We start from the raw sequence: 20507 nt of genomic DNA on the forward strand, positions 1-20507 counted from the left end.
GATCAGGGGTGGCAGAGGGGCATCTTCCCTCTGCCACCCGTGATCGCCTGCGAGCCGCAACGACCTGGTGACGAGTCTGCGACCGGTCAGCCCTTCGCGGTCGCCGCGAACCGCTCGGCCTGCACGGCGAACGCCTCGGCGAGCTCCGGCGGCTCGACGACCGTCATCGCGACCTCGAAGCGGCCGAGCGCGGCGGCGAGCGACCCCCACGACCACGAGCCGGCCTCGAGCGTGCAGCGCTCGTCGTCGACGACCCGCACGGTGCCGTCGCCCGCGAACGGCAGCACCTCGCTCGCCGGCAGCTGCAGCAGCACGGTGCCGCGGCACGGCCACGCGTCGACGTCGGATCCCTTGAAGCGCGCCGACACGAACGCGGCGAGGTCGCCGCCCGGCACCGTGCGCGGCGCGAATCGCGGCCCCGTCGGCGTGCGGGGATGCACGCGGTCGACGCTGAACAGCCGCCAGTCCTCCCGCTCGAGATCCCACGCGACGAGGTACCAGCGCCCCTGCGACGTCGCGATGTGGTGCGGCTCGACGCGCCGCGGCCTGCGGGTCGGCACCTCGGCGCCGACGGCTCGCTCGGCGTAGTCGAACCGCAGCACCTCGTGCGCGCCGATCGCGAGCGACAGCGCCACGAGCACCTCCATCGACACCGTCTGCGGCGTCGCGTCTCCCGGACGCTGGCCGATCGCCGTGACCTCGATGGCGCTCAGGCGATGGCGCAGCCGCGACGGCATGACCTGCTGGATCGTCGCGAGCGCTCGGATCGCGGACTCCTCGATGCCGACGCCCGTGGCCGATGCCGTCTGCAGCGCGACGGCGATCGCGAGCGCCTGGTCGTCGTCGAAGAGCAGCGGCGGCAGCGAGCTGCCCGCCTCGAGGCGGTAGCCGCCGTCGGGCCCGAAGGTCGCGTGGATGCTATAGCCCAGCTCGCGCAGCCGATCGACGTCGCGCCGCACGGTGCGATCGCTGATGTCGAGGCGCTCGGCGAGCAGCGAGCCCGGCCAGTCGCGCCGCGTCTGCAGCAGCGACAGCAGCGTGAGGAGTCGCAGCGTGGGAGTGGCCATGGCTCGAGGGTATTCCGCATCTAGGACAGAAGGTGACCTAGACGTGGGTCAGGCTGCAGGAGCAGGCCAGCACGGGCCTCCTTCACCCCTCAGGAGCAGCGATGACCATCCAGACGACGACCCACCTGAACTTCCGCGGCGACGCCAACGCGGCGCTCGAGCACTACCGCGACGTCTTCGGCGGGCACCTCGTGCTCACCACCTACGCCGACCTCGGCATGCCGGCCGAGGCGCCCGGCAGCGACCGCATCGTGTTCGGCCTCGTCGCCGCCGAGAGCGGCTTCCGCATCATGGGCTACGACATCCCCGGCGCCGAGGGCGGCACGATCGCCGGCGGCGGCTCGACGCGCCGCGAGCAGGGCGTGACGATCACCGACCAGGCCCTGTTCGTGTCGCTCGGCGCCGAGACGCTCGACGAGCTGCAGGGCATCTGGGACGCGCTCGCCGTCGACGCCGTCGTGGTCGAGCCGCTCGCCGCATCCGCCTGGAGCGCCGGCTTCGGCATGCTCACCGACCGGTTCGGCGTCACGTGGAGCGTCAGCGTGACGGCGGCCTGACCTCTCGCGGCCTCCCGCCAGCTGGTCGAGGAGCGCAGGCGCGCAGCGCCTCCGCGTCACGAGACCCGAGTCATCGCGAGTGCGTCGATCCGCGAGGCCGTTCGCACGGTCGCCGGGTCTCGTGACGCGGGCTCGCCCAGGGGCTCGCGCGCTCCTCGACCAGCTGGTGGGGAGCCCCTACGAAGACCGATCTCGAGGCCGTTCCTTGGGAGCGGGTGATCGCGGCTCGCAGCGGGTGCCGGCTACGCGGTCGCCGGCTCCCGCGCCTCCCACGGCTGCGCATCCGCGGCGCGGCGCGGGGCGGGCACGTCGAGGCCGAGGTGCGAGCGCAGCGTCGACCCCTCGTCGTACGCGGTGCGGTAGACGCCGCGCGCCTGCAGGATCGGCACGACGCCGTCGATGAACGCGCGGAAGTCGCTCGGCAGGTGCTGCAGCAGGATGACGCCGTCGAGCGCCTCGGCGTCGAACCAACGCAGCAGCTCGGCAGCGACGGTCTCGGCGGTGCCGACGAACGGGCTCGGGCGGAACGGCGCCGAGCGGTCGACGACCTCGCGCAGCGTCAGCCCCTCGGCCCGCGCCGACTCGACGATCTCGCGCACCTTCGTCGGATGCGCGCGCCAGTCCTGGTCGCCGAGGTCGGGGAAGGCGGCATCCGGGTCGTACTGCGTGAAGTCGTGCCACGCGAAGGTGCGGCCGAAGGCGCGCAGCCGCTCGTCGAACGGCTTCGCATCGTGCCGGGCGCGCTCGATCGCGCGCGCCTCGTCGTCGGTCGACGCGACGATGGGCGAGATGCCGGGCAGCACGAGCGGCGCCGTGCGCCCCAGCTCCGCCGCCCGGCGGCGGTACTCGGCGACGATCGCGACCTGCTCGTCGAGCGGCCGCGGGAACGAGAAGATCGCCTCCGCGTGGCTCGCCCCCAGCTCGCGGCCCTCTGGCGAGTCGCCCGCCTGGAACACCACGGGCTCGCCCTGCCGCGAGCGCTGCACGTTGAGCCCGCCCTCGACGCGGTAGAAGCGGCCCTCGTGCCGCAGCGGCCACACGTCGCCGGGGTCGAGGAAGCGCTCGGCGGCGGCGTCGTACGGGAAGGCGTCGTCGCCGTACGTCGCCCACAGCCCGCGCACGACGTCGACGAACTCGCCCGCCTGCGCATAGCGGTCGGCGTGCAGCGGATGCGCGTCGGCGCCGTAGAGCCGTGCGGCCCCCTCGTCGGTCGTCGTCACGATGTTCACGCCCGCGCGGCCCTCGGAGATGAGGTCGAGGGATGCGATGGCGCGCGCGACCGACAGCGGCGGCTCGTACGTCGACGAGATCGTGGCGACGAGCCCCACGTGCCGGGTGTGCGTCGCGATGGCGGCGAGCGCCGTGATCGGCTCGAGTCGATTGAGGTAGTGGGGCGGCGAGTGGCGCTCGATGCGCACGGAGTCGGCGAGGAAGAAGAAGTCGAGCAGCCCCTCCTCGGCGAGGCGCGCCCACTCGAGGTAGCGATCGAGGCGCACGCCGGCGTCGGGCGCGAGCTCGGGGTTCGTCCACAGCCGGTACGTGCCCGGCCCTCCGACGCCGTGGTACGCGGCGCCGATGTGCAGTCGTCTGGTCATGGCGGGCTCCTCGCTCGAGCGGATGGGTCGAGCACAGCATCCGCCACCGACTGAACACAACGCACGCGCGTGACGCATTGTGTCCATCCCGACGCGGGCCGGGATGCGTCGTCATGCACGGTCACATGCCGGCATCGGCTTGGCAAGCCGTCGACGAGCGGGCAGGGTGGACCTCGCATCCGCACCACCGCATTCAGCAATGTTCAGCACACCGCCGAACACAAGTCGAGGAGACGCTCGTGACCTTCGCTCCGCATCCCGTCACCGCGATCGACGTCGTGCCCGCCGCCACGACCCGCCGCGGCCGCGTGCTCGTGCTGCAGGGCCGCGGCGACGCCCCCGCGCACTACGCGCGGCTCGCGAACCGGCTCGCGGTCGACGGCTACGAGGTGGGCATCGCGCAGGTGCCGCCGGCGACGCCCGCCGAGGTGGCCGCGGCCTGGGCCGCGTTCGTCGAGGGCACCGAGCAGCCGCAGGTCGTCGTCGCCGCCGACACCGCCGCCGGGCTCGTCGCCGCCGCGCTCGCCGAGGGCATCGTCGACGCGTCGCCGTCGGCCGTCGTGCTCGCCGGCCTCGCCGTGCCGGGCGCCGCGCGCGCCGAGGCCGAGGGCGACGAGACGCAGGAGCTGCGCAGCGCCTGCCCCATCCACGCGGGAGTCGTGCGCGCCGCCGGGGCGAGGGCGCTCGCCGACTCGGCCATCGACCCCGTCTGGCCCGAGGGGGCTGCAGCCCTGCCGGTGCTCGCCATCCACGGCGCCGCCGACGCCATCGCGCCCCTCGAAGACGCGACGGCGCTGCTCGCCAGGTGGCACGCCGAGGTCGTCGTCGTGGCCGGCGGCCTGCACGACGTGCTCAACGACGTCGCGCACCGCTCGGTCGCGGCCGAGATCGTGCAGCTGCTCGAGCGCGTGCGTCTCGACGCCGCAGCCGCGCCCATCCTCGAGCGGCGCGCGGCATGACCGGCGCCGCCACGAGCCAGGTGCGCGGCGGCGCACCCGTGCACGCGCCGCACAACCCCGCCGTCGTGCCGATCTACCAGACCGCCGCCTACGCGTTCGAGTCGTGGGAGGCCGCGCGCGACATCTTCGCGCTGCGCAAGGCGGGCAACCTCTACAGCCGCACCGGCAACCCCACCCAGACGCTGCTCGAGCAGCGCATCGCCGAGCTCGACGGCGGCGTCGCGGCGCTCGGCACCGCATCAGGCCAATCGGCCGTCGCCATCGCGCTGCTGGCGCTCGCTGCTCCCGGCGGCCACATCGTGGCGGGCTCGGGCCTCTACGGCGGCACGGTCGACCTGCTCACCGACACGTTGCCCGACCTCGGCATCACGGCGACGCTCGTCGACCAGGACGACCCGCAGGCGTGGCGCGCGGCGATCGAGCCGGGCACGCGCGCGCTGCTCGTCGAGTCGATCGGCAACCCCACCTCCGCCGTGCCCGACCTCGACGCGATCGCGCGGATCGCGAAGGAGGCGGGCGTGCCGCTCGTCGTCGACAACACCGTCGCGACGCCCGCGCTGCTGCGCCCGATCGAGCACGGCGCCGACATCGTCGTCTACTCGGCGACCAAGGCGCTCGGCGGCCACGGCACGTCGCTCGGCGGCCTCATCGTCGACCTCGGCACGTTCGACTTCGGCGCGCAGCCCGAGCGCTGGCCGCAGCTCACCGAGCCGTACGCGCGCGTCGGCGACGTCGTGCTGTGGGAGCGCTTCGGCCGCGAGCGCAGCGCATTCCTCGTGCTGGCGAAGACCCGCTGGAGCCACGACCTCGGGCCTGCGCTGTCGCCGTACAACGCGCAGCAGATCCTGCTCGGCATCGAGACGCTCGACCTGCGCGTCCAGCGCCAGAGCACCACGGCGCGCGAGATCGCGGCGCACCTGCACGCGCATCCGCTCGTCGCCGAGGTGCACCATCCGTCGGTGCCCGGCAACCCGTATGCGGATGCCGCGGACCGGCTGCTGCCGCACGGCACGGGCGGCGTGTTCTCGTTCGAGCCCGCGGACGGCGCCGACGCGGTGCCGGGGATCGTGGATGCGCTCACGCACTTCACGCTCGCCGCCAACATCGGCGACGCGCGCTCGCTCGTCATCCACCCGTCGACGACGACGCACTCGCACCTCACCGACGCGCAGCTCGAGCTCGCCGGCTTCACGCGCGCCACCATCCGCCTGTCGATCGGGCTCGAGACGCCCGCCGACCTCATCGCCGACCTCGACCGGGCGCTCGCGCTCGCGCACGAGTCGGCCCTCAGCACGATCGACGCGTAGGAGCAGCCATGCATCTCGGACTCTGGGCACCCATCTACGGCGGATTCCTCCGCAACGTCGGCGACGAGGGCATGCCCGCGACGTGGGCGACGATCCGCGACGTCGCGCAGACGGCCGACCGGCTCGGCTTCCACACCGTGCTCGTGCCCGAGCTGTACCTCAACGACCGCAAGGGCACCGACCAGCCGAGCCTCGAGGCGTGGGCGCTCACGGCCGCGATCCTCGCGACCACCGAGCGGCTGCGCGTCATGACGGCCATCCGCCCCGGCTTCCACCTGCCTGCCGTCGCGGCGAAGACGCTCTCGACGCTGTCGGACATCGCGCCCGGCCGCATCGCCCTCAACGTCGTCGCGGCGTGGTGGGCCGAGGAGGCGCGGCAGTTCGGCGGGCACTTCCCGGCGCACGACGAGCGGTACGAGCAGGCGACGGAGTTCGTGGAGGTGCTGCTCGGCACGCTGCGCGAGTCGCCGTTCTCGTACGACGGCCGCTTCTTCCAGGCGCACGACACCGTCGTCGAGCCGAAGCCCGCGGTGCTGCCCGGCGTCTTCGCCGGCGGCGAGAGCGACGCGGGCCGTGAGGCGATCGCGGGCTTCGCCGACTCGTACGCCATCCACGGCGGCACGGTCGAGGAGGTGCGCGAGAAGGTCGCCGACGTGCACGCGCGTCGCCGCAGGCTCGTGGGGGAGCCGCTGCGCGAGGTCGCGATGAGCGCCTACGTCATCGTGCGCGACACCGAGGAGGAGGCGCAGGCCGAGCTCGAGCGCATCACGACCGTCGACCCGTCGTCGCCCGGCTATGCGTCGTTCCAGGAGTTCACGGCGAACTCGGCGCTCGACGTCGCCGTCTCGGCCCGCGAGTACTCCGTCGGCACGCGCGGCCTGCGCCCGAACCTCGTCGGCACGCCCGAGCAGGTGGCCGAGCGCATCCGCGCGTACGACAATGCGGGCGTCACGCTGCTGCTCATCCAGTCGTCGCCGCTCGCGCCCGAGCTCGAGCGCATCGCGCGCGATCTCGCGCCGCTGCTCGACCGCTCGCTCGTCGCGGCGTCGTAGAGCCCGGGCGCCTCAGCGCCCGGCGTGCCGGTGCTCGTGTGCGCGCTCGCGCCGGCGCCAGTCCGCGAGCGCGACGCCGATCGCGCCGAGCGCCGCGCCGAGCACGGACCCGATGGCGTTCGCGACCCAGTCGTCGAGCGTGCACGAGCGGCCGACCGCGGGCACGATCGCCTGCGTCAGCTCGATGCCGGCCGCGAGCACGGCGCCGAGGAGCGCCGCGAGGATGGGCTGCCGCGTCGCGACGGCGAGCAGCAGCCCGACGGGCACGAGCAGCACGACGTTCGCGAGCGGCTCGGGCGCGAGCAGGTTCGGCGACCACGACAGCTCGCAGCCGTCGAGCGCCGCGATGCCCGACGGCCACAGCGTCAGCAGGCCCACGACGACGATCGCGGCGACGGCGAGGGCGGTCGCGGCGCGCCGCCAGCCCGCGAGCGCCCACGCGACGAACGGGCCGACGACCACGACGGCCGCGAGCAGCGACGGCGCGAGCCACGGGTACGCGGCGAGGACCGTCGACAGCATCCGCTCACCTCTCCGCTCGTTGCCCGGAGCCTAGTCGCGCCTGCGTCAGCCTGTCGCGAGCAGCGCGCGCCAGCCGGCGACGACCTCGTCGGCGATCGTCGCGAACGCGCGCGTCTCGCCGTCGGCGATCCACTCGGCGAAGGCCGTGCGGAACATCGCGACGCATCCCTCGGCCGCGAGCACGGCTGTGCGCTGCGGCACGCCGCGGTCGGCGAAGGCCGTCGCGAGGGATGCGGCGAGGCCCGAGAGCTTGAGCAGCTCGCGCTCCTGCAGCGCGAGCGTCGCGTCGATGACGGCCTGCCTGCGCGCCGACCAGGCGCGGCGCTCGTCGGGGAAGAAGCCCGCGCCGCCCGCGAGCGCGGCCTGCACGAGCGAGGCGGCGTCGGCGCGGGGCTCGGCGGCGACGGCGTCGAGGAAGGCCGCGTCGAACACGCCGGGGTCGCCGAAGAGCACCTCGCGCTTGTCGGCGAAGTGGCGGAAGAAGGTGCGCTCGGTGAGTCCCGCGGCCGCGGCGATCTCGGCGACGGTCGCGCGCTCGTAGCCGGCGCTCGCGAACAGGTCGAGCGCGGCGAGCTGCAGGCGGTCGCGTGCGCCGGCTTCCCATCGAGGCATGTCTTCAGCGTAGGTGATGACAGGAACTGTCGTCGAGGTGTACCGTTCCGATGTCAGAGACTGACATGACTGGAAGGGAGCGCACCATGCGCGCATTCGTCACCGGAGCGAGCGGCTGGATCGGATCGGCCACGGTCGCCGAGCTCATCGAGGCAGGGCACGAGGTCGTCGGCCTCGTGCGATCCGACCGTGCCGCCGCCGCCGTCGAGGCGCTCGGCGCCACCGCGCTGCGCGGCGACCTCGACGATCTCGACTCGCTGCGCCGAGGCGCCGACGCAGCCGACGCCGTCGTGCACCTCGCCAACAAGCACGACTGGGCGAACCCCGCCGAGTCGAACCGCGCCGAGCGCGCCGCCGTCGAGACGCTCGCCGACGCGCTGCGCGGCAGCGACCACCGGCTCGTGCTTGCCTCCGGGCTCGCGATGCTCGGCCTCGACCGCGCCATCACCGAGGCCGACGAGACGCAGGCCATCGGACCCGACTCCGCACGCGGCGGCGCCGAGCACCTCGCGCTCTCGCTCGTCGACGAGGGCGTCGCATCCATCGCCATGCGCTTCGCGCCCACGGTGCACGGGCGCGGCGACCACGGGTTCATCGCCGAGGTCGTCGCCGCCGCTGCGCGCACGGGCGTCGCCGGCTACGTCGGCGACGGCACCGTGCCGTGGGCCGCCGTGCACCGCAGCGACGCCGCGCGACTCGTGCGGCTCGCAGCCGAGGGCGCGCCCGCAGGCGCGCGACTGCACGCCGTCGCCGAGACGGCCGTCACCGGACGCGCGATCGCCGAGGCCATCGGGGCACGGCTCGGGCTGCCGACCGCATCCATCGATCCCGCGGATGCCGTGGCCCACTTCGGGTTCATCGGGCGCTTCCTCGGGGTGCCGATGGCGGCGACGAGCACGGCCACGCAGGCGATGCTCGGCTGGACGCCCACGGGGCCGACGCTCGTCGACGACCTCGCCGCCGGCGCGTACGACCACGCCGCCTGAGCTACCAGGCGCGCAGCGGCACCTCGCGAGTCGTCGTGCCCTGCGCTGCCTGGCCGCCCGTGCGGGATCGGCGCTGCCACCGCGCGAAGCCCAGGCCGACGGCCGCGAGGGTCGCGCCGATCGCGGCGCCCGTCGTGTTCGCGATCCAGTCGCTCGTGTCGCACGAGCGACCGATCTGCGTCACGACGGCCTGCACGCCCTCGATGCCGAACGACAGTGCCGAGCCGGCCAGCGCCGCCCGCACCGGGCGTCGGGTCGCGACGGCGAGCAGCAGCACGAACGGCACGAAGAGCAGCACGTTCGCGAGCGGCTCGGCGGCCGTGAGCTGCGGGCTCCAGTCGACGGCGCAGCCGAAGGTCATCGACCGCCGCGTCGGCGACAGCGTGAGCAGCAGCAGCGGCACGAGCGCCGCGGCCGCGAGCACGCCGGCGGTGCGGCGGCGGGATGCGAGCCACCACGCCGCGAGCGGGCCGGCGATCGCGAAGGCCGCGAGCACCGTCATGCCGACGGCCGCCGACGGCAGCAGCAGCGTGGCGATCACGCTCGGCTCGCAGGGGTCGTCGGCATCCGAGCAGCGTAGGGAGCCCTGCCATGCGCCTGCCATGCGCCGCCCATGGAGCGCGCGGGGCGCGCGGGTACCGTCGGCGGTGACGGAAGGGAGCGTCGTGGCGAGGATGCCGGACTTCGAGCCGCCCGAGCCTGTGCCCGAGCCTGCCGTCGGCGAGGTGGCGGATGCGGCGGTCGACGAGGCGCCGGCCACGGCGACCGAGGCGCCGGCCGCTGAGCCCGAGCCCGCCCGCCGCGACCTCCGCGCGCTGTGGCGCCGCATCCGCGTGCCCGCGATCGCCTTCGCGGTCGGCGTCGTCGTCGCCGTCGCCGGCTCGATCGCTGCCGGCGTCGTGCAGGATCGCACCCGGCACGACGACGTCGTCGCGGCGATCGACGCCTACGTCGCGGCCATCGAGTCCGACGGCGACCGCACGGCGGCGACCGGCCAGACGCCGTCGCTCGACGACGCCGTCGCGTCGAGCGTGCTGCTGTACGCATCCATCCGCATCGCGGTGCCGCCCCAGGTCGTGTGCGACGAGCCGCGCATCGGCGCCGACCTCGCGCTCGTCGACTGCCGCGTGCGCGTGCAGGGACGCATCGAGCCCACGACCATCGCGCTCGAGCACACGGACATGGGCTGGACGGTCGCGCGTGGTCTCGAGGTGCCCGTGCGCATCCAGTCGGGCGCGCTGCTGGTGGATGCGGTCGGCGGCGTGCCGCTCGACGAGGACGTGGCGCGCGGCGAGCGCGCCGTGTGGCTGCTGCCCGGACGGTACGACGTCGACGCGCACGCGCCCGCGCAGCTCGCGGTGCAGGTCGACGGGCTCGTCGTGTCGCCCTCAGGCGGCGCGGTGCGCTGGGAGAGCGACACCGCTGCGACCGTCGACGCCGACGTGCGGGCTGCGGCGCTCGCGTTCGTCGACGCCTGCGCCGCCGCGCCCGCCGACGGCTGCCCCGTCATCCAGGACCGCGACCCGGTGGAGCCGTTCGAGGCCTTCGCCGTCGTCGGCAGGATCGCGCTCGACGACCGATACGCCATGACGTACGACGTGAGCGTGCGGCGGCCGGTCGAGCAGCCGAGCGAGTTCCTGCTCATCACGGTGCGCGTCGACTTCGGCGAGGACCTCGACCGCTACGACGTCGCCGTCGTGCCGACGTCCTAGCCGCGAACGGGCCGCCGCATCCATGCGGATGCGACGGCCCGAGAGGCGCGTCAGGCGGCGACGAGGATCTTCGCGCCGGCACCGCCGCGCAGACGCGCGAACGACGCCACGACGTCGTCGAGACCTGCGTGCTCGACCCATCCGGTCGTGTCGTACACGCCCTGCGCCATCGCGGCGATGACGCCGTCGAAGTCGGCCTGCGTGTACGCGAGCGTGCCGACGATCGCCGTCTCGGTCATGAGCAGCGACACGGGCGCGAGCTCGACGGGGCGCTCGTGCATCGCCACGATCACGAGGCGGCCGCCGGGCGTGAGCTGCGGGATCGCGGTGAGGATGGCCGGGGCTGCGCCGGCGGCGTCGAACGCGGCATCCACGCCGTCCCCGTCGGTGAGCGCGGCGACGGCCGCGGCGAGGTCCCCCGCGACGGGGTCGACGGTCTGGGCGCCGAGCGCCTCGATGATCGCGCGACGCTCGGCGCTCGGCTCGGACACGAGCACGCGCTCCACGCCGTGCGCCTTCAGCGCGAACCACGTGCCGATGCCGATGGGGCCCGCGCCGGCGACGAGCGCCGTGCCGCCCGCGGCGATGCCCGACTGCTCGACGGCGTGCCACGCGACGGCCATGGGCTCGACGAGCGCGCCCAGCTCGAGCGACACCGACTCGGGCAGCACGTGCACCTTCGACGCGTCGACGACCGTGCGCTCGGCCATGCCGCCGCCATCCGACGTCAGGCCGTGGAAGCCGATGCGCGTGCACACGTTCGGCTTGCCGCGGCGGCACGCGGCGCACTCGCCGCACGCGTAGATCGGCCACACGGCGACGCGGTCGCCCACGGCCACGCCCTCGACGCCCTCGCCGAGCGCCTCGACGGTGCCCGAGAACTCGTGCCCGAGGATCTGCGGCGGCATCGATCCGGTGAGCGGATGCGGGTGCGCGAAGTCGAGCCCCGACGCCTCGGGGGCGAAGTACACGTGCAGGTCGGAGCCGCAGATGCCCGCGAACGCGTTGCGCAGCAGCACCTGGCCGGGACCGGGGGTGGGGTCGGCGACGTCCTCGATGCGGACGTCCTCCTTGCCGTGGAATCGCGCAGCGCGCATGGCTCTCCTCGTCGTCGATGGATGCGGTCGGTCGCGATCGCGACCTGCTGCGAGCCTACGCCTGTCTGACAGGTGTCAGATAGACGTCACGCCGTGGGGTGCTCCTCGCCCGTCGACGCGAGCCAGTAGTCGGGCGACGCCGCCATGATGAGCGACGTGCCGCGCTCCACGTCGAGCGGGGTCGACCGCATCCACGCGTCGATCGCCCCCACCGTGCCCGCCGCCGCGTACGCCGCCGCCACCTCGAGCGCGAGCGCATCCTCGCCGCCGCCCGGCTCGGCGAGCGCGTGCGCCACGAGCGCGCCGCGGATGAAGCCCACGAGCATCGCGCGCACCTCGCTCGACGCATCCGACTGCAACGCGTGCCGGTAGACGACCTCGTGCTCGGCGACGTGCGCGAGCAGCGCCCGCGTGCCGGCGCGGAACCCGCCCGACGCCGCGAGCATGCGGCCGCGCTCGTCGCCGAACGTCGCGATCACGCCCTCGAGCTCGGCGCGCAGCGCATCCGCGAGCAGCGCCGCCGGCGAGGCCGCGTGGCGATAGAACGTGTCGCGCGTGACCCCTGCCGCACGGCAGAGCGCCGCCGCGGTCACCGCTGCGATCGGCTGCTCGCGCGTCGCCTCCAGCACCGCGGCATGCAGCGCGGCACGGGAGCGAACTGCACGGGGATCCATCGCCGACGAGCGTAGCCGCGCGGGTGCTGCGGACCGATCGGGAATGCCCGCGCGCGCCATGCGCTGCATCACCGTGGACGCCGAACGAGGAGCACGATGCCGTCGATCACCGACCCGCTGACCATCCGCGGGCTCACGCTGCGCAACCGCATCTGGGTCGCCCCCATGTGCATGTACTCCGTCGAGACGCTCGACGGCGTGCCCGGCGCCTGGCACCGCGCGCACTACGGCGCGCTCGCCACCGGCGGCACGGGCCTGCTCACCGTCGAGGCGTCGGCCGTCGTGCCCGAGGGACGCATCTCGCGGCAGGACGCCGGCATCTGGGATGACGCGCAGCGCGACGCCTGGCGGCCCATCGTCGACTTCGCGCACGCGCGCGGCGCAGCCATCGGCATCCAGCTCGCCCACGCCGGCGCGAAGGCGTCGATCCGCCCCGCGTTCGGCCACGACGCCGGCACCGGCTCGCTGCCCATCGCCGACGGCGGCTGGCAGACCGTGTCGTCGTCGGCAGGCTCGGTCATGGGCCTCGCGGATGCGCGCGCCCTGAGCGTCGACGAGGCGCGCGACGTCGTCGACGCGTTCATCGCCGCCGCCGTGCGCGCCGCCGACGCCGGCTTCGACCTCGTCGAGGTGCACGGCGCCCACGGCTACCTGCTGCACCAGTTCCTCTCGCCGCTGTGGAACACGCGCGACGACGAGCTCGGCGGCGACCTCGCCGGCCGCGCGACCCTGCTGCTCGAGGTCGTGCGCGGCATCCGCGCCGCCCTGCCCGACATGCCGATGATGGTGCGCCTGTCGGCGACCGACTGGACCGACGGCGGCCTCACCGAGGACGACGCCGCCACGATCGCCGGCTGGGCGCAGGATGCGGGCGCCGACCTCGTCGACGCCTCGTCGGGCGGCCTCGTGCGCGCCGCGATCCCCGTCGGCCCCGGCTACCAGGCGCACCTCGCGCAGCGCATCGCCGCCGTCGACGTGCCCACCTCGGCCGTCGGCATCATCGAGACGGGCGAGCAGGCGCAGGCCATCGTCGACTCCGGCGTCGACGCCGTGCGCGTCGGCCGCGCCGCCCTGCGCGACCCGCACCTGCCCATCCGCTGGGCCCGCGAGCTGGGCGTCGACGTCGACTGGGTGCCGCCGCAGTACGAGCGGGCGTACTGATCCGGCGACCCGATGTGCGCGGATTCGGGCCCTGACGGCGCTCAGCGCCGCGAAGGCCCGGATTCGCGCACATTGCGTCGGGTCCGTCGTCGGTGCGCTCGCACGAGCGCCAACAGGTCGCGTTCGACCGCATCCCAGTCGTCGACGATCTGGCGATACGTGAGGCGCACGACGACGTAGCCCAGCGTCGTGAGTCGGCGGTCGCGTGCGCGATCGGCCGCTTGGGCAGCCCAGGATGCATGGTGCTCGCCGCCGTCGCATTCGATGACGAGCACGTCGCCGACCACGAGGTCGACGCGCATGTCCTCGATCCAGACCTGCGGCCGGACGCGCACGCGGTGGCTGCGAAGCCGCACGCGCGTCATCGTCTCGAGGCCCGACTCCGCGGCGTCGACCCAGCGCACCGCCTTGATGGCTCGCGCTGGCCCATCCGCGACCCACCGTTCGAGCTCGTCGCGCGTGGCCAGTCGCAGGTGCAGCAACGAGTCGGCGACGACCACGATGTCCTCCCGGGTGCCGCAGCCCAAGAGGCAGCGGAAGGCGGTCTCGACGTCGTCGACGCCATGCTCGACGGGAGGCTCCACTCCCAGAACGCGACATGCGGCTCGACCGCCGGACCGAGCGCGACGGCTGCGTCGGACGTGACCCCGGCCGAGCGACTCGGGTACCCAGGCGCCGTGCAGTCGCAGCGCGTCGGCGCAGGAGACGCACCCGCCCGCAGCCACGGCCGCGACCACGCTGGCCTCTGCACCCTCGCGAGCGAACCAGCCGCGTCGCACGCGATGGAGCGTCCCGGCTGCGATCGCCTGCTCGACGTGCTGCCTCGTCCATCCCTGCGAGCGCAGGAAGGACGTCGACACGACACCGAATCGGTCGGGACTGCGTTGCCTCATGGGTCGGAGGGTTGCGCACCGTCGACGCCACGGATGCGGTCATGTGGAGTGCCGGGCGCACTGTGCGCCTGTGGAGCCTCATGTGGCGCTGAGCGCCGCGAGAGGCTGAGATCGCGCACATTCCAGAGATCGCGCCACGATTCAGCCATTGCTGTACTGTTCAGCACATGCTGACCCATCCCGCGCCCACCGACCGCGACCGCGCCGTCGACGCCATGGTGCGCGTCGGGCGGGCGATGGGGGATGCGACGCGGGCGCGCATCCTGCTCGCCCTGGTCGAGGCGCCGCAGCACCCGAGCGGCCTCGCCGACGCCCTCGCGCTCACGCGCCCGAACGTCTCCAACCACCTCGCGTGCCTACGCGGCTGCGGTCTCGTCGTCGCCCAGCCCGAAGGGCGGCGCACGCGCTACGCGCTCGCCGACCGCCACCTGGCCACGGCGATCCAGGCGCTCACCGACACCGTGCTGGCCGTCGACGCCGGCACGACGTGCGACGACCCCGACTGCCTGCAGCGCGGATGCTGCGCATGAGCGCCCTCGCCCCGGTCCGCCGCGCCATCCTCGAACGTCGCGTGCGCATCGTCGTCGCCATCACGATCACGTGGAACGTCGTCGAGGCCATCGTGGCGATCGCCGCGGGCACCGTCGCATCGTCGGCAGCGCTCGTGGGCTTCGGGCTCGACTCCATCGTGGAGGTGCTCTCGGCCGCCGCCGTCGCGTGGCAGTTCTCGGCGCGCGATCCCCAGCGGCGCGAGCGGGTCGCGCTGCGCGTCATCGCCATCGCGTTCTTCGCGCTCGCGACCTACGTCGGCATCGACGCCGCGATCGCCCTCGTGATGCAGGAGCGCCCCGACCCGAGCCCCGTCGGCATCGCCATCGCGGCGCTCAGCCTCGCGGTCATGCCGTTCCTCAGCTGGTTCGAGCGCCGCACGGGCCGCGAGCTCGGCTCGGCCACGGCCGTCGCCGACTCCAAGCAGACGCTGCTGTGCACGTACCTCTCGGCCGCGCTGCCCGTGGGCCTGCTCGCGAACGCGCTGCTCGGCTGGTGGTGGGCGGATGCGGTCGCGGCGCTCGCGATCGCCGTGATCGCCGTGCGCGAGGGCGTGCTCGCGTGGCGCGGCGAGGGATGCTGCGCCGTGCCTGGCGGGCACGGGCGCGCCGACGACGTCGACCATGAGCATGACGGCGACCAGGCGGCGCCGACATGCTCCTGCTGCGCGGTCGCCGACCCGCGTTGACGCGCTCGGCTCGGCAGTCGCCGCGTCAGGGCTCGCGCAGCAGCACGATCGCGCCGACGTCGAGCCGGTCGACCACGAGCGCGCGGATGGCGTCGACGTCGGCGGGGGAGCAGTCGAGCAGCACCTTCACCTCGGCGTCGCGCTTGCCGAGGTCGACCGACACCGTCACGCCGACGACGCCGGCCCCCGACGCCGAGCCGCGGAACACGTCGATGCCATCGCCGTCGCCCGCGGTCGTGCCCTCGAGGTAGCCGTAGTCGACGGGGTAGACGACCTCCGCGTGGCGGGGATGCGTCGAGCCCTTCGGGCGGTCGATGACGATGCTCGACGACTCGACGAGGGCGTCGAGCGTCGCGAAGAGGTCGGCCATGCGCCCATGCTGGCACGCCGAGGCGCGCTGGGCCGATCAGCGCAGCAGGTCGTCGAACGGCGCGATCGGCACGATGCCCTCGGCTGCCGCGATCAGCGCGGGGTCATCGGTCACGAGCGCATCCGCCTGCAGCCGTGCGACGGCGAGGTGCTCGGCATCGCCGATCTCGGAGCGCCCCTGCTCGAGCGCGATCGCCCACGCCGTGCCGCGAGACACCCGATCGCCCAGCAGTCGCACCTTGAGCGCCGTCACGCGATCGAGCAGCGCCTTCGCCTCGGACTCGGAGCGCGTGCCGGCGCGCACCTCGCGGTAGAGGATGGCCATCGCGTCGCTGCGCAGCGAGCCGCGGCCCACGAGGGCGTGGCCGTCGGCGGGCGGCGTCTCCGACGCCGCGAGGCGCAGCAGCGCGGCGCCGTCGAGCGCGAACCTCGTCACGCGGCACCACCCAGCGGCGAGCCGACGACGTCGAAGCGGAAGCCGCCCATGTCGCCCGACAGCAGCGGCATCGCCTCGTCGATCGCCGCGCGCACCGACGGCAGGCCGAGCGATGCGTGGTGCGACTCGGCGTCGACCCACAGCTCGACGACGAAGACGGTGTCGGGGTGCTCGGCCGAGACGCCGACGTCGTACCGCAGGCAGCCGGCGGCGGCGAGATCGGCGCTCGGGCGCGTGAGGATGGCGACGAGCGCGTCGCGCGAGCCGGGCTGGGCACCGAGGGTGCCGACGTTCGCGAAGGTCATGCGGGCAGCGTAGGCGCGACCGCCGACGCCGCGCCCGCGGTCGGAGGCTGCGTGGAGGCGGATGCGGCACGCGAGCGCGCGCGTAGCACAGCTCGCACCGCGGCAAGCGTTACCTGTTCGTTACCTTCGCGCTCGAATCCCCGGAAAGACGGGGCAGTCGGTGGCGCTGCACCGCTCGTGAAGATTCCTCGCCGCTCGACACGCGCCGCGTCGGCTGGCAGCGTCGAACGCGGCCCCCGCATGCCGGGGGTCGCGTCATGTCGGTCGGAACGAGTGGAGCACGTGGACATCTGGCAGTTCATCGCGTCGCGATGGGAGGAGATCCTGTTCGCGTCGGCCCAGCACCTGAGCCTCGTCGCCCAATCCCTCGTCGTCGCGACCCTGATCGCGATCGCCGTCGCCGCGCTCGTCTACACGAGCCCAGGTCGCAGCGGCGTCGCGAACGCCGTGAGCGCCATCGGCCTCACGATCCCCTCGTTCGCCCTCATCGGCCTCATGGTGGCCCCCTTCGGCTTCGGCGTCGCGCCCGCGGTCGTCGTCATCGTCTTCTTCGCCGTCATGCCGATCCTGCGCAACGCCGTCGTCGGCCTCGCGGGCGTCGATCGCAGCCTCGTCGAGTCGGCGAAGGGCATCGGCATGAGCCGCATCGCCACCTTCGCTCGCATCGAGCTGCCGCTCGCGTGGCCCGTCATCCTCTCGGGCGTGCGCATCTCGGCGCAGATGGTCATGGGCATCGCGGCCGTCGCCGCCTACGTGCTCGGCCCCGGCCTCGGCGGCTTCATCTTCCAAGGGCTCTCGCGCCTCGGCGGCGCCGGCGCGCTCGAGTCGATCGTCGTCGGCACCGTGGGCGTCATCATCCTCGCCGCCATCCTCGACCTCATCCTCGTCGGCATCGGCCGGCTCACGACCTCGAAGGGCATCCGTGTCTGACACCGCCACCACCGACGCCGCAGCCGCTGAGATCACCGGCAAGGCCATCCGCCTCGACAACGTCACGAAGCGCTACCCCGGCCAGGCGCGCCCCGCGGTCGACGGCATCACGCTCGAGATCCCCGCTGGCCAGATCGTCATGCTCGTCGGCCCGTCCGGCTGCGGCAAGACGACGACGCTGAAGATGATCAACCGCCTCATCGAGCCCACCGAGGGCTCGATCATCCTCGGCGACGAGGACGTCACGACGATCGACGGCGACGATCTGCGCCGCCGCATCGGCTACGTCATCCAGGCCGGCGGCCTCTTCCCGCACATGACCGTCGCGCAGAACGTGGCGCTCGTGCCGAAGATGCTCGGCTGGAGCAAGGAGAGGATCGAGGCGCGCATCGACGAGCTGCTCGACCTCGTCTCGCTCGACCCCGCCACGTACCGCGACCGCTACCCGCGCGAGCTCTCGGGCGGCCAGCAGCAGCGCGTCGGCGTCGCCCGCGCGCTCGCCGCCGACCCGCCCGTGCTGCTCATGGACGAGCCGTTCGGCGCCGTCGACCCCATCACGCGCCAGCGCCTGCAGGACGAGCTCATCCGCATCCAGCACGAGGTGCGCAAGACCATCGTCATCGTCACGCACGACTTCGACGAGGCCGTGAAGCTCGGCGACTGGATCGTCGTGTTCCGCGAGGGTGCGCAGATCGTGCAGTACGACACCCCCGAGCGCATCCTCGCCGAGCCCGCCGACGAGTTCGTCGAGGACTTCATCGGATCGGGTGCCGGACTCAAGCAGCTGAGCCTGCGCCGCGTGCGCGAGGTCGAGCTCGCCGAGGCCGTCGTCGTGCGCGCCGGCAGCGACGCGAAGGATGCGCTCGCTCGCATCGAGCGCGCCGGCCACCACCACGTCGTCGTGACCGACGACCGCGACCGGCCCGTCGCGTGGCCGTCGCGGCGCGAGCTCGGCCGCATCCAGACGCTGCCGACGTCGCTCGTGCCCGACACCCCGATCATCGGCTCGGGAGCGACGCTCAACGACGCGCTCGACACGATGCTCGTCTCGAGCGCCGGCGCCGCGCTCGTCACGGGGCGCGGTGGCGCGTTCATCGGCGTCATCACGGTCGAGACCGTCATGGAGGCCATCACGGCCGCCCGCGAGTCCGCCTCCGAGCGCCCCGAGGGCGCTCCGGTGGGCATCAACACCGGCACCCTCGCGGTGCAGCAGCCGGCAGGCTCGGATGAGTGAGGTCGCCACGGCCGCAGCCAGCACCGGCGAGGCGACCCAGCCGTCGCGCCTGCGCGCGTGGCGACCGCTCATCGTGCAGATCGCGGTGCTCGTCGGCATCCTCGTCGCGTTCGCGATCTGGCTCGCCGTCGCGCCGCTGAGCGCGACCGAGCGCAACACGCTCAACCCGGGCACGCTGCTCGAGCTCACGGGTCAGCACCTCGGCCTCACGTTCGTGGGCGCCGTGCTCGTGCTCGTCATCGCGATCCCGCTCGGCGTGCTGCTGACCCGCAAGCCCTTCCGCGGCGCTGCCGGCCCCATCCTCGCCGTCGCGAACTTCGGCCAGGCCGCGCCCGCCGTGGGTCTCATCGTGCTGCTCGCCGCGCTCGTGCCCGACGGGTTCCAGGCGTCGATCATCGCCCTCGTGCTCTACGCGGTGCTGCCGGTGCTGCGCAACACGATGATCGGCATCCGCGGCGTCGACGAGCGCCTCGTCGAGGCCGGCCGCGGCATGGGCATGACGTCGTTCATGGTGCTGCTGCGCGTCGAGCTGCCGCTCGCGGTGCCCGTCATGCTGTCGGGCGTGCGCACGGCGCTCGTGCTGCTCGTCGGCACCGCCGCGCTCGCGGCCTTCGTCAACGGTGGCGGGCTCGGCCTGCTCATCACGACCGGCATCAACCTCTACCTGTTCACCGTGCTCATCGCCGGTGCGCTGCTCATCGCGGTGCTCGCGCTCATCGTCGACTGGCTCGGCCGCGTCGTCGAGCACGTCGCCCGACCGAAGGGACTGTGATGGCTCGCCGCCGCATCCGCCCCACCCGCATCGTCGCGGCCCTCGCCGGGCTCGGCATGCTCGCCGTCACCGGCTGCGGCCTCCAGCCCGCGACGGCGTACGTGCCCGCCGTCGCGCCCGGATCCATCGAGCCCATCGAGGGGCTGCCGGAGGGCACGCCGCTCACGGTCACGAGCAAGAACTTCACCGAGCAGCTCATCCTCGGCAAGATCGGCGTGCTCGTGGCGCAGGCCGCTGGCTTCGACGTCACCGACATGACGAACGTGCCCGGCTCCGTGCCGGTGCGCGAGCTCATGACGTCGGGCACCGCCGACATGACGTGGGAGTACACCGGCACCGCCTGGCTCACGTACATGGGCGAGGAGGAGGGCTTCGACGACCAGCAGGAGCAGTACGAGGCCGTGCGCGACGCGGATGCCGAGATCGGGCTCACGTGGCTCGAGCCGGCCGCGCTCAACAACACGTACGCCATGGCGGTGCGCACGGAGGCCGTCGAGGAGCTCGGTGGCGTCGCGACCCTCTCGGACCTCGCGGCCCTGCCCGTCGAGGACCGCACGATCTGCGTCGAGCCCGAGTTCAACTCGCGCGCCGACGGCCTCGGCCCCATGCTCGAGCTCTACGGCATCCCGCGCGGCTCGGCCGACGGCGTGCCCGACGAGAACATCTCGATCTACGACACGGGTGCCGTCTATACGGCGACCGACCGCGGCACGTGCAACTTCGGCGAGGTCTTCTCGACCGACGGCCGCATCGACTCGCTCGACCTCACGCTGCTCGAGGACGACCTGGGCTACTTCCCGGCGTACAACGCGGCAGCGGTCATCAACTCGGAGACGCTCGCCGAGCATCCCGAGCTCGAGCAGATCTTCGGTGCCGTGTCGGAGGCGCTCACCGACGAGGCGCTGCGCGAGCTGAACCTGCGCGTCGACGAGGGCGGCGAGCTGCCTGCCGACGTCGCGCTCGACTTCCTCGTGCAGGAGGGGTTCGTCACGGCCCCGTGACGCGCGCCGAGCGACGCTGAGAGGCCCTT

Annotated in this window: 24 protein-coding genes; 13 read left to right on the top strand and 11 right to left on the bottom strand. The window is 73.6% G+C overall.

Annotated elements, in window-relative coordinates:
* Positions 1–86 precede the first annotated feature (86 nt).
* Positions 87–1067, bottom strand: coding sequence for a helix-turn-helix transcriptional regulator (locus BLQ67_RS10475; RefSeq protein WP_092504860.1), 981 nt, complete (start codon positions 1065–1067; stop codon positions 87–89).
* A 101-nt stretch (positions 1068–1168) separates the two neighbouring features.
* Between BLQ67_RS10475 and BLQ67_RS10480 the strand changes: the two genes are divergently transcribed.
* A complete protein-coding gene (locus BLQ67_RS10480) occupies positions 1169–1624 on the top strand; it encodes a VOC family protein (RefSeq protein ID WP_092504862.1) in 456 nt (151 codons plus the stop codon).
* Between the two features lie 242 nt (positions 1625–1866).
* Here BLQ67_RS10480 and BLQ67_RS10485 read toward each other — a convergent pair whose 3' ends face one another.
* Positions 1867–3219: an NtaA/DmoA family FMN-dependent monooxygenase gene (locus tag BLQ67_RS10485; RefSeq protein WP_092504864.1), complete on the bottom strand. Its 1353-nt coding sequence runs from the start codon at positions 3217–3219 to the stop codon at positions 1867–1869.
* Between the two features lie 239 nt (positions 3220–3458).
* Between BLQ67_RS10485 and BLQ67_RS10490 the strand changes: the two genes are divergently transcribed.
* Genes BLQ67_RS10490 through BLQ67_RS10500 form a run of 3 tightly spaced genes read left to right on the top strand, consistent with a single transcriptional unit; the run spans position 3459 to position 6537 of the window.
* Positions 3459–4178: an alpha/beta fold hydrolase gene (locus BLQ67_RS10490; protein WP_092504866.1), complete on the top strand. Its 720-nt coding sequence runs from the start codon at positions 3459–3461 to the stop codon at positions 4176–4178.
* A complete protein-coding gene (locus BLQ67_RS10495; protein WP_092504868.1) occupies positions 4175–5485 on the top strand; it encodes an O-acetylhomoserine aminocarboxypropyltransferase/cysteine synthase family protein in 1311 nt (436 codons plus the stop codon). Before BLQ67_RS10490 ends, BLQ67_RS10495 begins: the two co-directional genes overlap by 4 nt.
* Before the next feature lie 8 nt (positions 5486–5493).
* On the top strand, positions 5494–6537 hold the full coding sequence (locus BLQ67_RS10500) for an LLM class flavin-dependent oxidoreductase (RefSeq protein WP_092504870.1): 1044 nt from the start codon (positions 5494–5496) through the stop codon (positions 6535–6537).
* Between the two features lie 12 nt (positions 6538–6549).
* On the opposite strand, the gene BLQ67_RS10505 is transcribed toward BLQ67_RS10500, so the two are convergent.
* Both BLQ67_RS10505 and BLQ67_RS10510 read right to left on the bottom strand, forming a co-directional pair.
* On the bottom strand, positions 6550–7059 hold the full coding sequence (locus tag BLQ67_RS10505; RefSeq protein ID WP_092504872.1) for a VanZ family protein: 510 nt from the start codon (positions 7057–7059) through the stop codon (positions 6550–6552).
* Positions 7060–7104: 45 nt separating this feature from the next.
* Positions 7105–7671, bottom strand: a complete 567-nt coding sequence (locus BLQ67_RS10510) for a TetR family transcriptional regulator (protein WP_092504873.1) — start codon at positions 7669–7671, stop codon at positions 7105–7107.
* 86 nt (positions 7672–7757) lie between these two features.
* Between BLQ67_RS10510 and BLQ67_RS10515 the strand changes: the two genes are divergently transcribed.
* Positions 7758–8657, top strand: a complete 900-nt coding sequence (locus BLQ67_RS10515) for an NAD-dependent epimerase/dehydratase family protein (protein ID WP_092504874.1) — start codon at positions 7758–7760, stop codon at positions 8655–8657.
* Position 8658: 1 nt separating this feature from the next.
* On the opposite strand, the gene BLQ67_RS16435 is transcribed toward BLQ67_RS10515, so the two are convergent.
* Positions 8659–9198, bottom strand: a complete 540-nt coding sequence (locus BLQ67_RS16435; RefSeq protein WP_157674796.1) for a VanZ family protein — start codon at positions 9196–9198, stop codon at positions 8659–8661.
* Positions 9199–9304: 106 nt separating this feature from the next.
* Here BLQ67_RS16435 and BLQ67_RS10525 point away from each other — a divergent pair, with 106 nt between their 5' ends.
* On the top strand, positions 9305–10369 hold the full coding sequence (locus BLQ67_RS10525; RefSeq protein WP_157674797.1) for a hypothetical protein: 1065 nt from the start codon (positions 9305–9307) through the stop codon (positions 10367–10369).
* Between the two features lie 50 nt (positions 10370–10419).
* On the opposite strand, the gene BLQ67_RS10530 is transcribed toward BLQ67_RS10525, so the two are convergent.
* Together BLQ67_RS10530 and BLQ67_RS10535 are read right to left on the bottom strand one after the other, a co-directional pair.
* Positions 10420–11466, bottom strand: coding sequence for a 2,3-butanediol dehydrogenase (locus BLQ67_RS10530; RefSeq protein ID WP_092504878.1), 1047 nt, complete (start codon positions 11464–11466; stop codon positions 10420–10422).
* A gap of 86 nt (positions 11467–11552) precedes the next feature.
* Positions 11553–12140: a TetR family transcriptional regulator gene (locus BLQ67_RS10535; protein ID WP_172802301.1), complete on the bottom strand. Its 588-nt coding sequence runs from the start codon at positions 12138–12140 to the stop codon at positions 11553–11555.
* A gap of 96 nt (positions 12141–12236) precedes the next feature.
* On the opposite strand from BLQ67_RS10535, the gene BLQ67_RS10540 reads away from it, so the two are divergent.
* On the top strand, positions 12237–13301 hold the full coding sequence (locus tag BLQ67_RS10540) for an oxidoreductase (protein ID WP_092504882.1): 1065 nt from the start codon (positions 12237–12239) through the stop codon (positions 13299–13301).
* 41 nt (positions 13302–13342) lie between these two features.
* Here BLQ67_RS10540 and BLQ67_RS16440 read toward each other — a convergent pair whose 3' ends face one another.
* Positions 13343–13885, bottom strand: a complete 543-nt coding sequence (locus BLQ67_RS16440) for a DUF559 domain-containing protein (protein WP_157674799.1) — start codon at positions 13883–13885, stop codon at positions 13343–13345.
* Between the two features lie 476 nt (positions 13886–14361).
* On the opposite strand from BLQ67_RS16440, the gene BLQ67_RS10550 reads away from it, so the two are divergent.
* The gene (locus BLQ67_RS10550) at positions 14362–14724 is read left to right on the top strand and encodes an ArsR/SmtB family transcription factor (RefSeq protein WP_092504886.1); all 363 of its coding nucleotides are present in this window, start codon (positions 14362–14364) and stop codon (positions 14722–14724) included.
* A complete protein-coding gene (locus BLQ67_RS10555; protein WP_092504888.1) occupies positions 14721–15431 on the top strand; it encodes a cation transporter in 711 nt (236 codons plus the stop codon). The genes BLQ67_RS10550 and BLQ67_RS10555 overlap by 4 nt, the downstream gene beginning before the upstream one ends.
* A gap of 25 nt (positions 15432–15456) precedes the next feature.
* On the opposite strand, the gene BLQ67_RS10560 is transcribed toward BLQ67_RS10555, so the two are convergent.
* The 3 genes from BLQ67_RS10560 to BLQ67_RS10570 are packed head-to-tail and all read right to left on the bottom strand — an operon-like array spanning position 15457 to position 16541.
* Complete coding sequence (locus BLQ67_RS10560; protein ID WP_092504890.1) at positions 15457–15801, bottom strand: inorganic pyrophosphatase; 345 nt, start codon at positions 15799–15801, stop codon at positions 15457–15459.
* 36 nt (positions 15802–15837) lie between these two features.
* Positions 15838–16236: a PIN domain-containing protein gene (locus tag BLQ67_RS10565; RefSeq protein ID WP_092504892.1), complete on the bottom strand. Its 399-nt coding sequence runs from the start codon at positions 16234–16236 to the stop codon at positions 15838–15840.
* The gene (locus BLQ67_RS10570) at positions 16233–16541 is read right to left on the bottom strand and encodes a putative quinol monooxygenase (RefSeq protein ID WP_092504894.1); all 309 of its coding nucleotides are present in this window, start codon (positions 16539–16541) and stop codon (positions 16233–16235) included. Before BLQ67_RS10570 ends, BLQ67_RS10565 begins: the two co-directional genes overlap by 4 nt.
* 288 nt (positions 16542–16829) lie before the next feature.
* Here BLQ67_RS10570 and BLQ67_RS10575 point away from each other — a divergent pair, with 288 nt between their 5' ends.
* From BLQ67_RS10575 to BLQ67_RS10590, 4 genes are read left to right on the top strand one after another with little or no spacing between them, the layout of a single operon-like run.
* Positions 16830–17471 carry an ABC transporter permease gene (locus BLQ67_RS10575; RefSeq protein ID WP_092506894.1) on the top strand — a complete coding sequence of 214 codons (642 nt, stop codon included), beginning with the start codon at positions 16830–16832 and terminating at the stop codon, positions 17469–17471.
* Positions 17464–18705 (top strand): ABC transporter ATP-binding protein, encoded by a 1242-nt coding sequence (locus tag BLQ67_RS10580; RefSeq protein WP_092504896.1) that lies wholly within the window; start codon positions 17464–17466, stop codon positions 18703–18705. Before BLQ67_RS10575 ends, BLQ67_RS10580 begins: the two co-directional genes overlap by 8 nt.
* Positions 18698–19477 (top strand): ABC transporter permease, encoded by a 780-nt coding sequence (locus BLQ67_RS10585; protein ID WP_092504898.1) that lies wholly within the window; start codon positions 18698–18700, stop codon positions 19475–19477. Before BLQ67_RS10580 ends, BLQ67_RS10585 begins: the two co-directional genes overlap by 8 nt.
* Positions 19477–20478, top strand: a complete 1002-nt coding sequence (locus BLQ67_RS10590; RefSeq protein WP_092504900.1) for a glycine betaine ABC transporter substrate-binding protein — start codon at positions 19477–19479, stop codon at positions 20476–20478. The genes BLQ67_RS10585 and BLQ67_RS10590 overlap by 1 nt, the downstream gene beginning before the upstream one ends.
* The last annotated feature ends 29 nt before the right edge of the window (positions 20479–20507 follow it).

Origin of the sequence: Agrococcus jejuensis, from assembly GCF_900099705.1 — a bacterium.
Taxonomy (GTDB): Bacteria; Actinomycetota; Actinomycetes; order Actinomycetales; family Microbacteriaceae; genus Agrococcus; species Agrococcus jejuensis.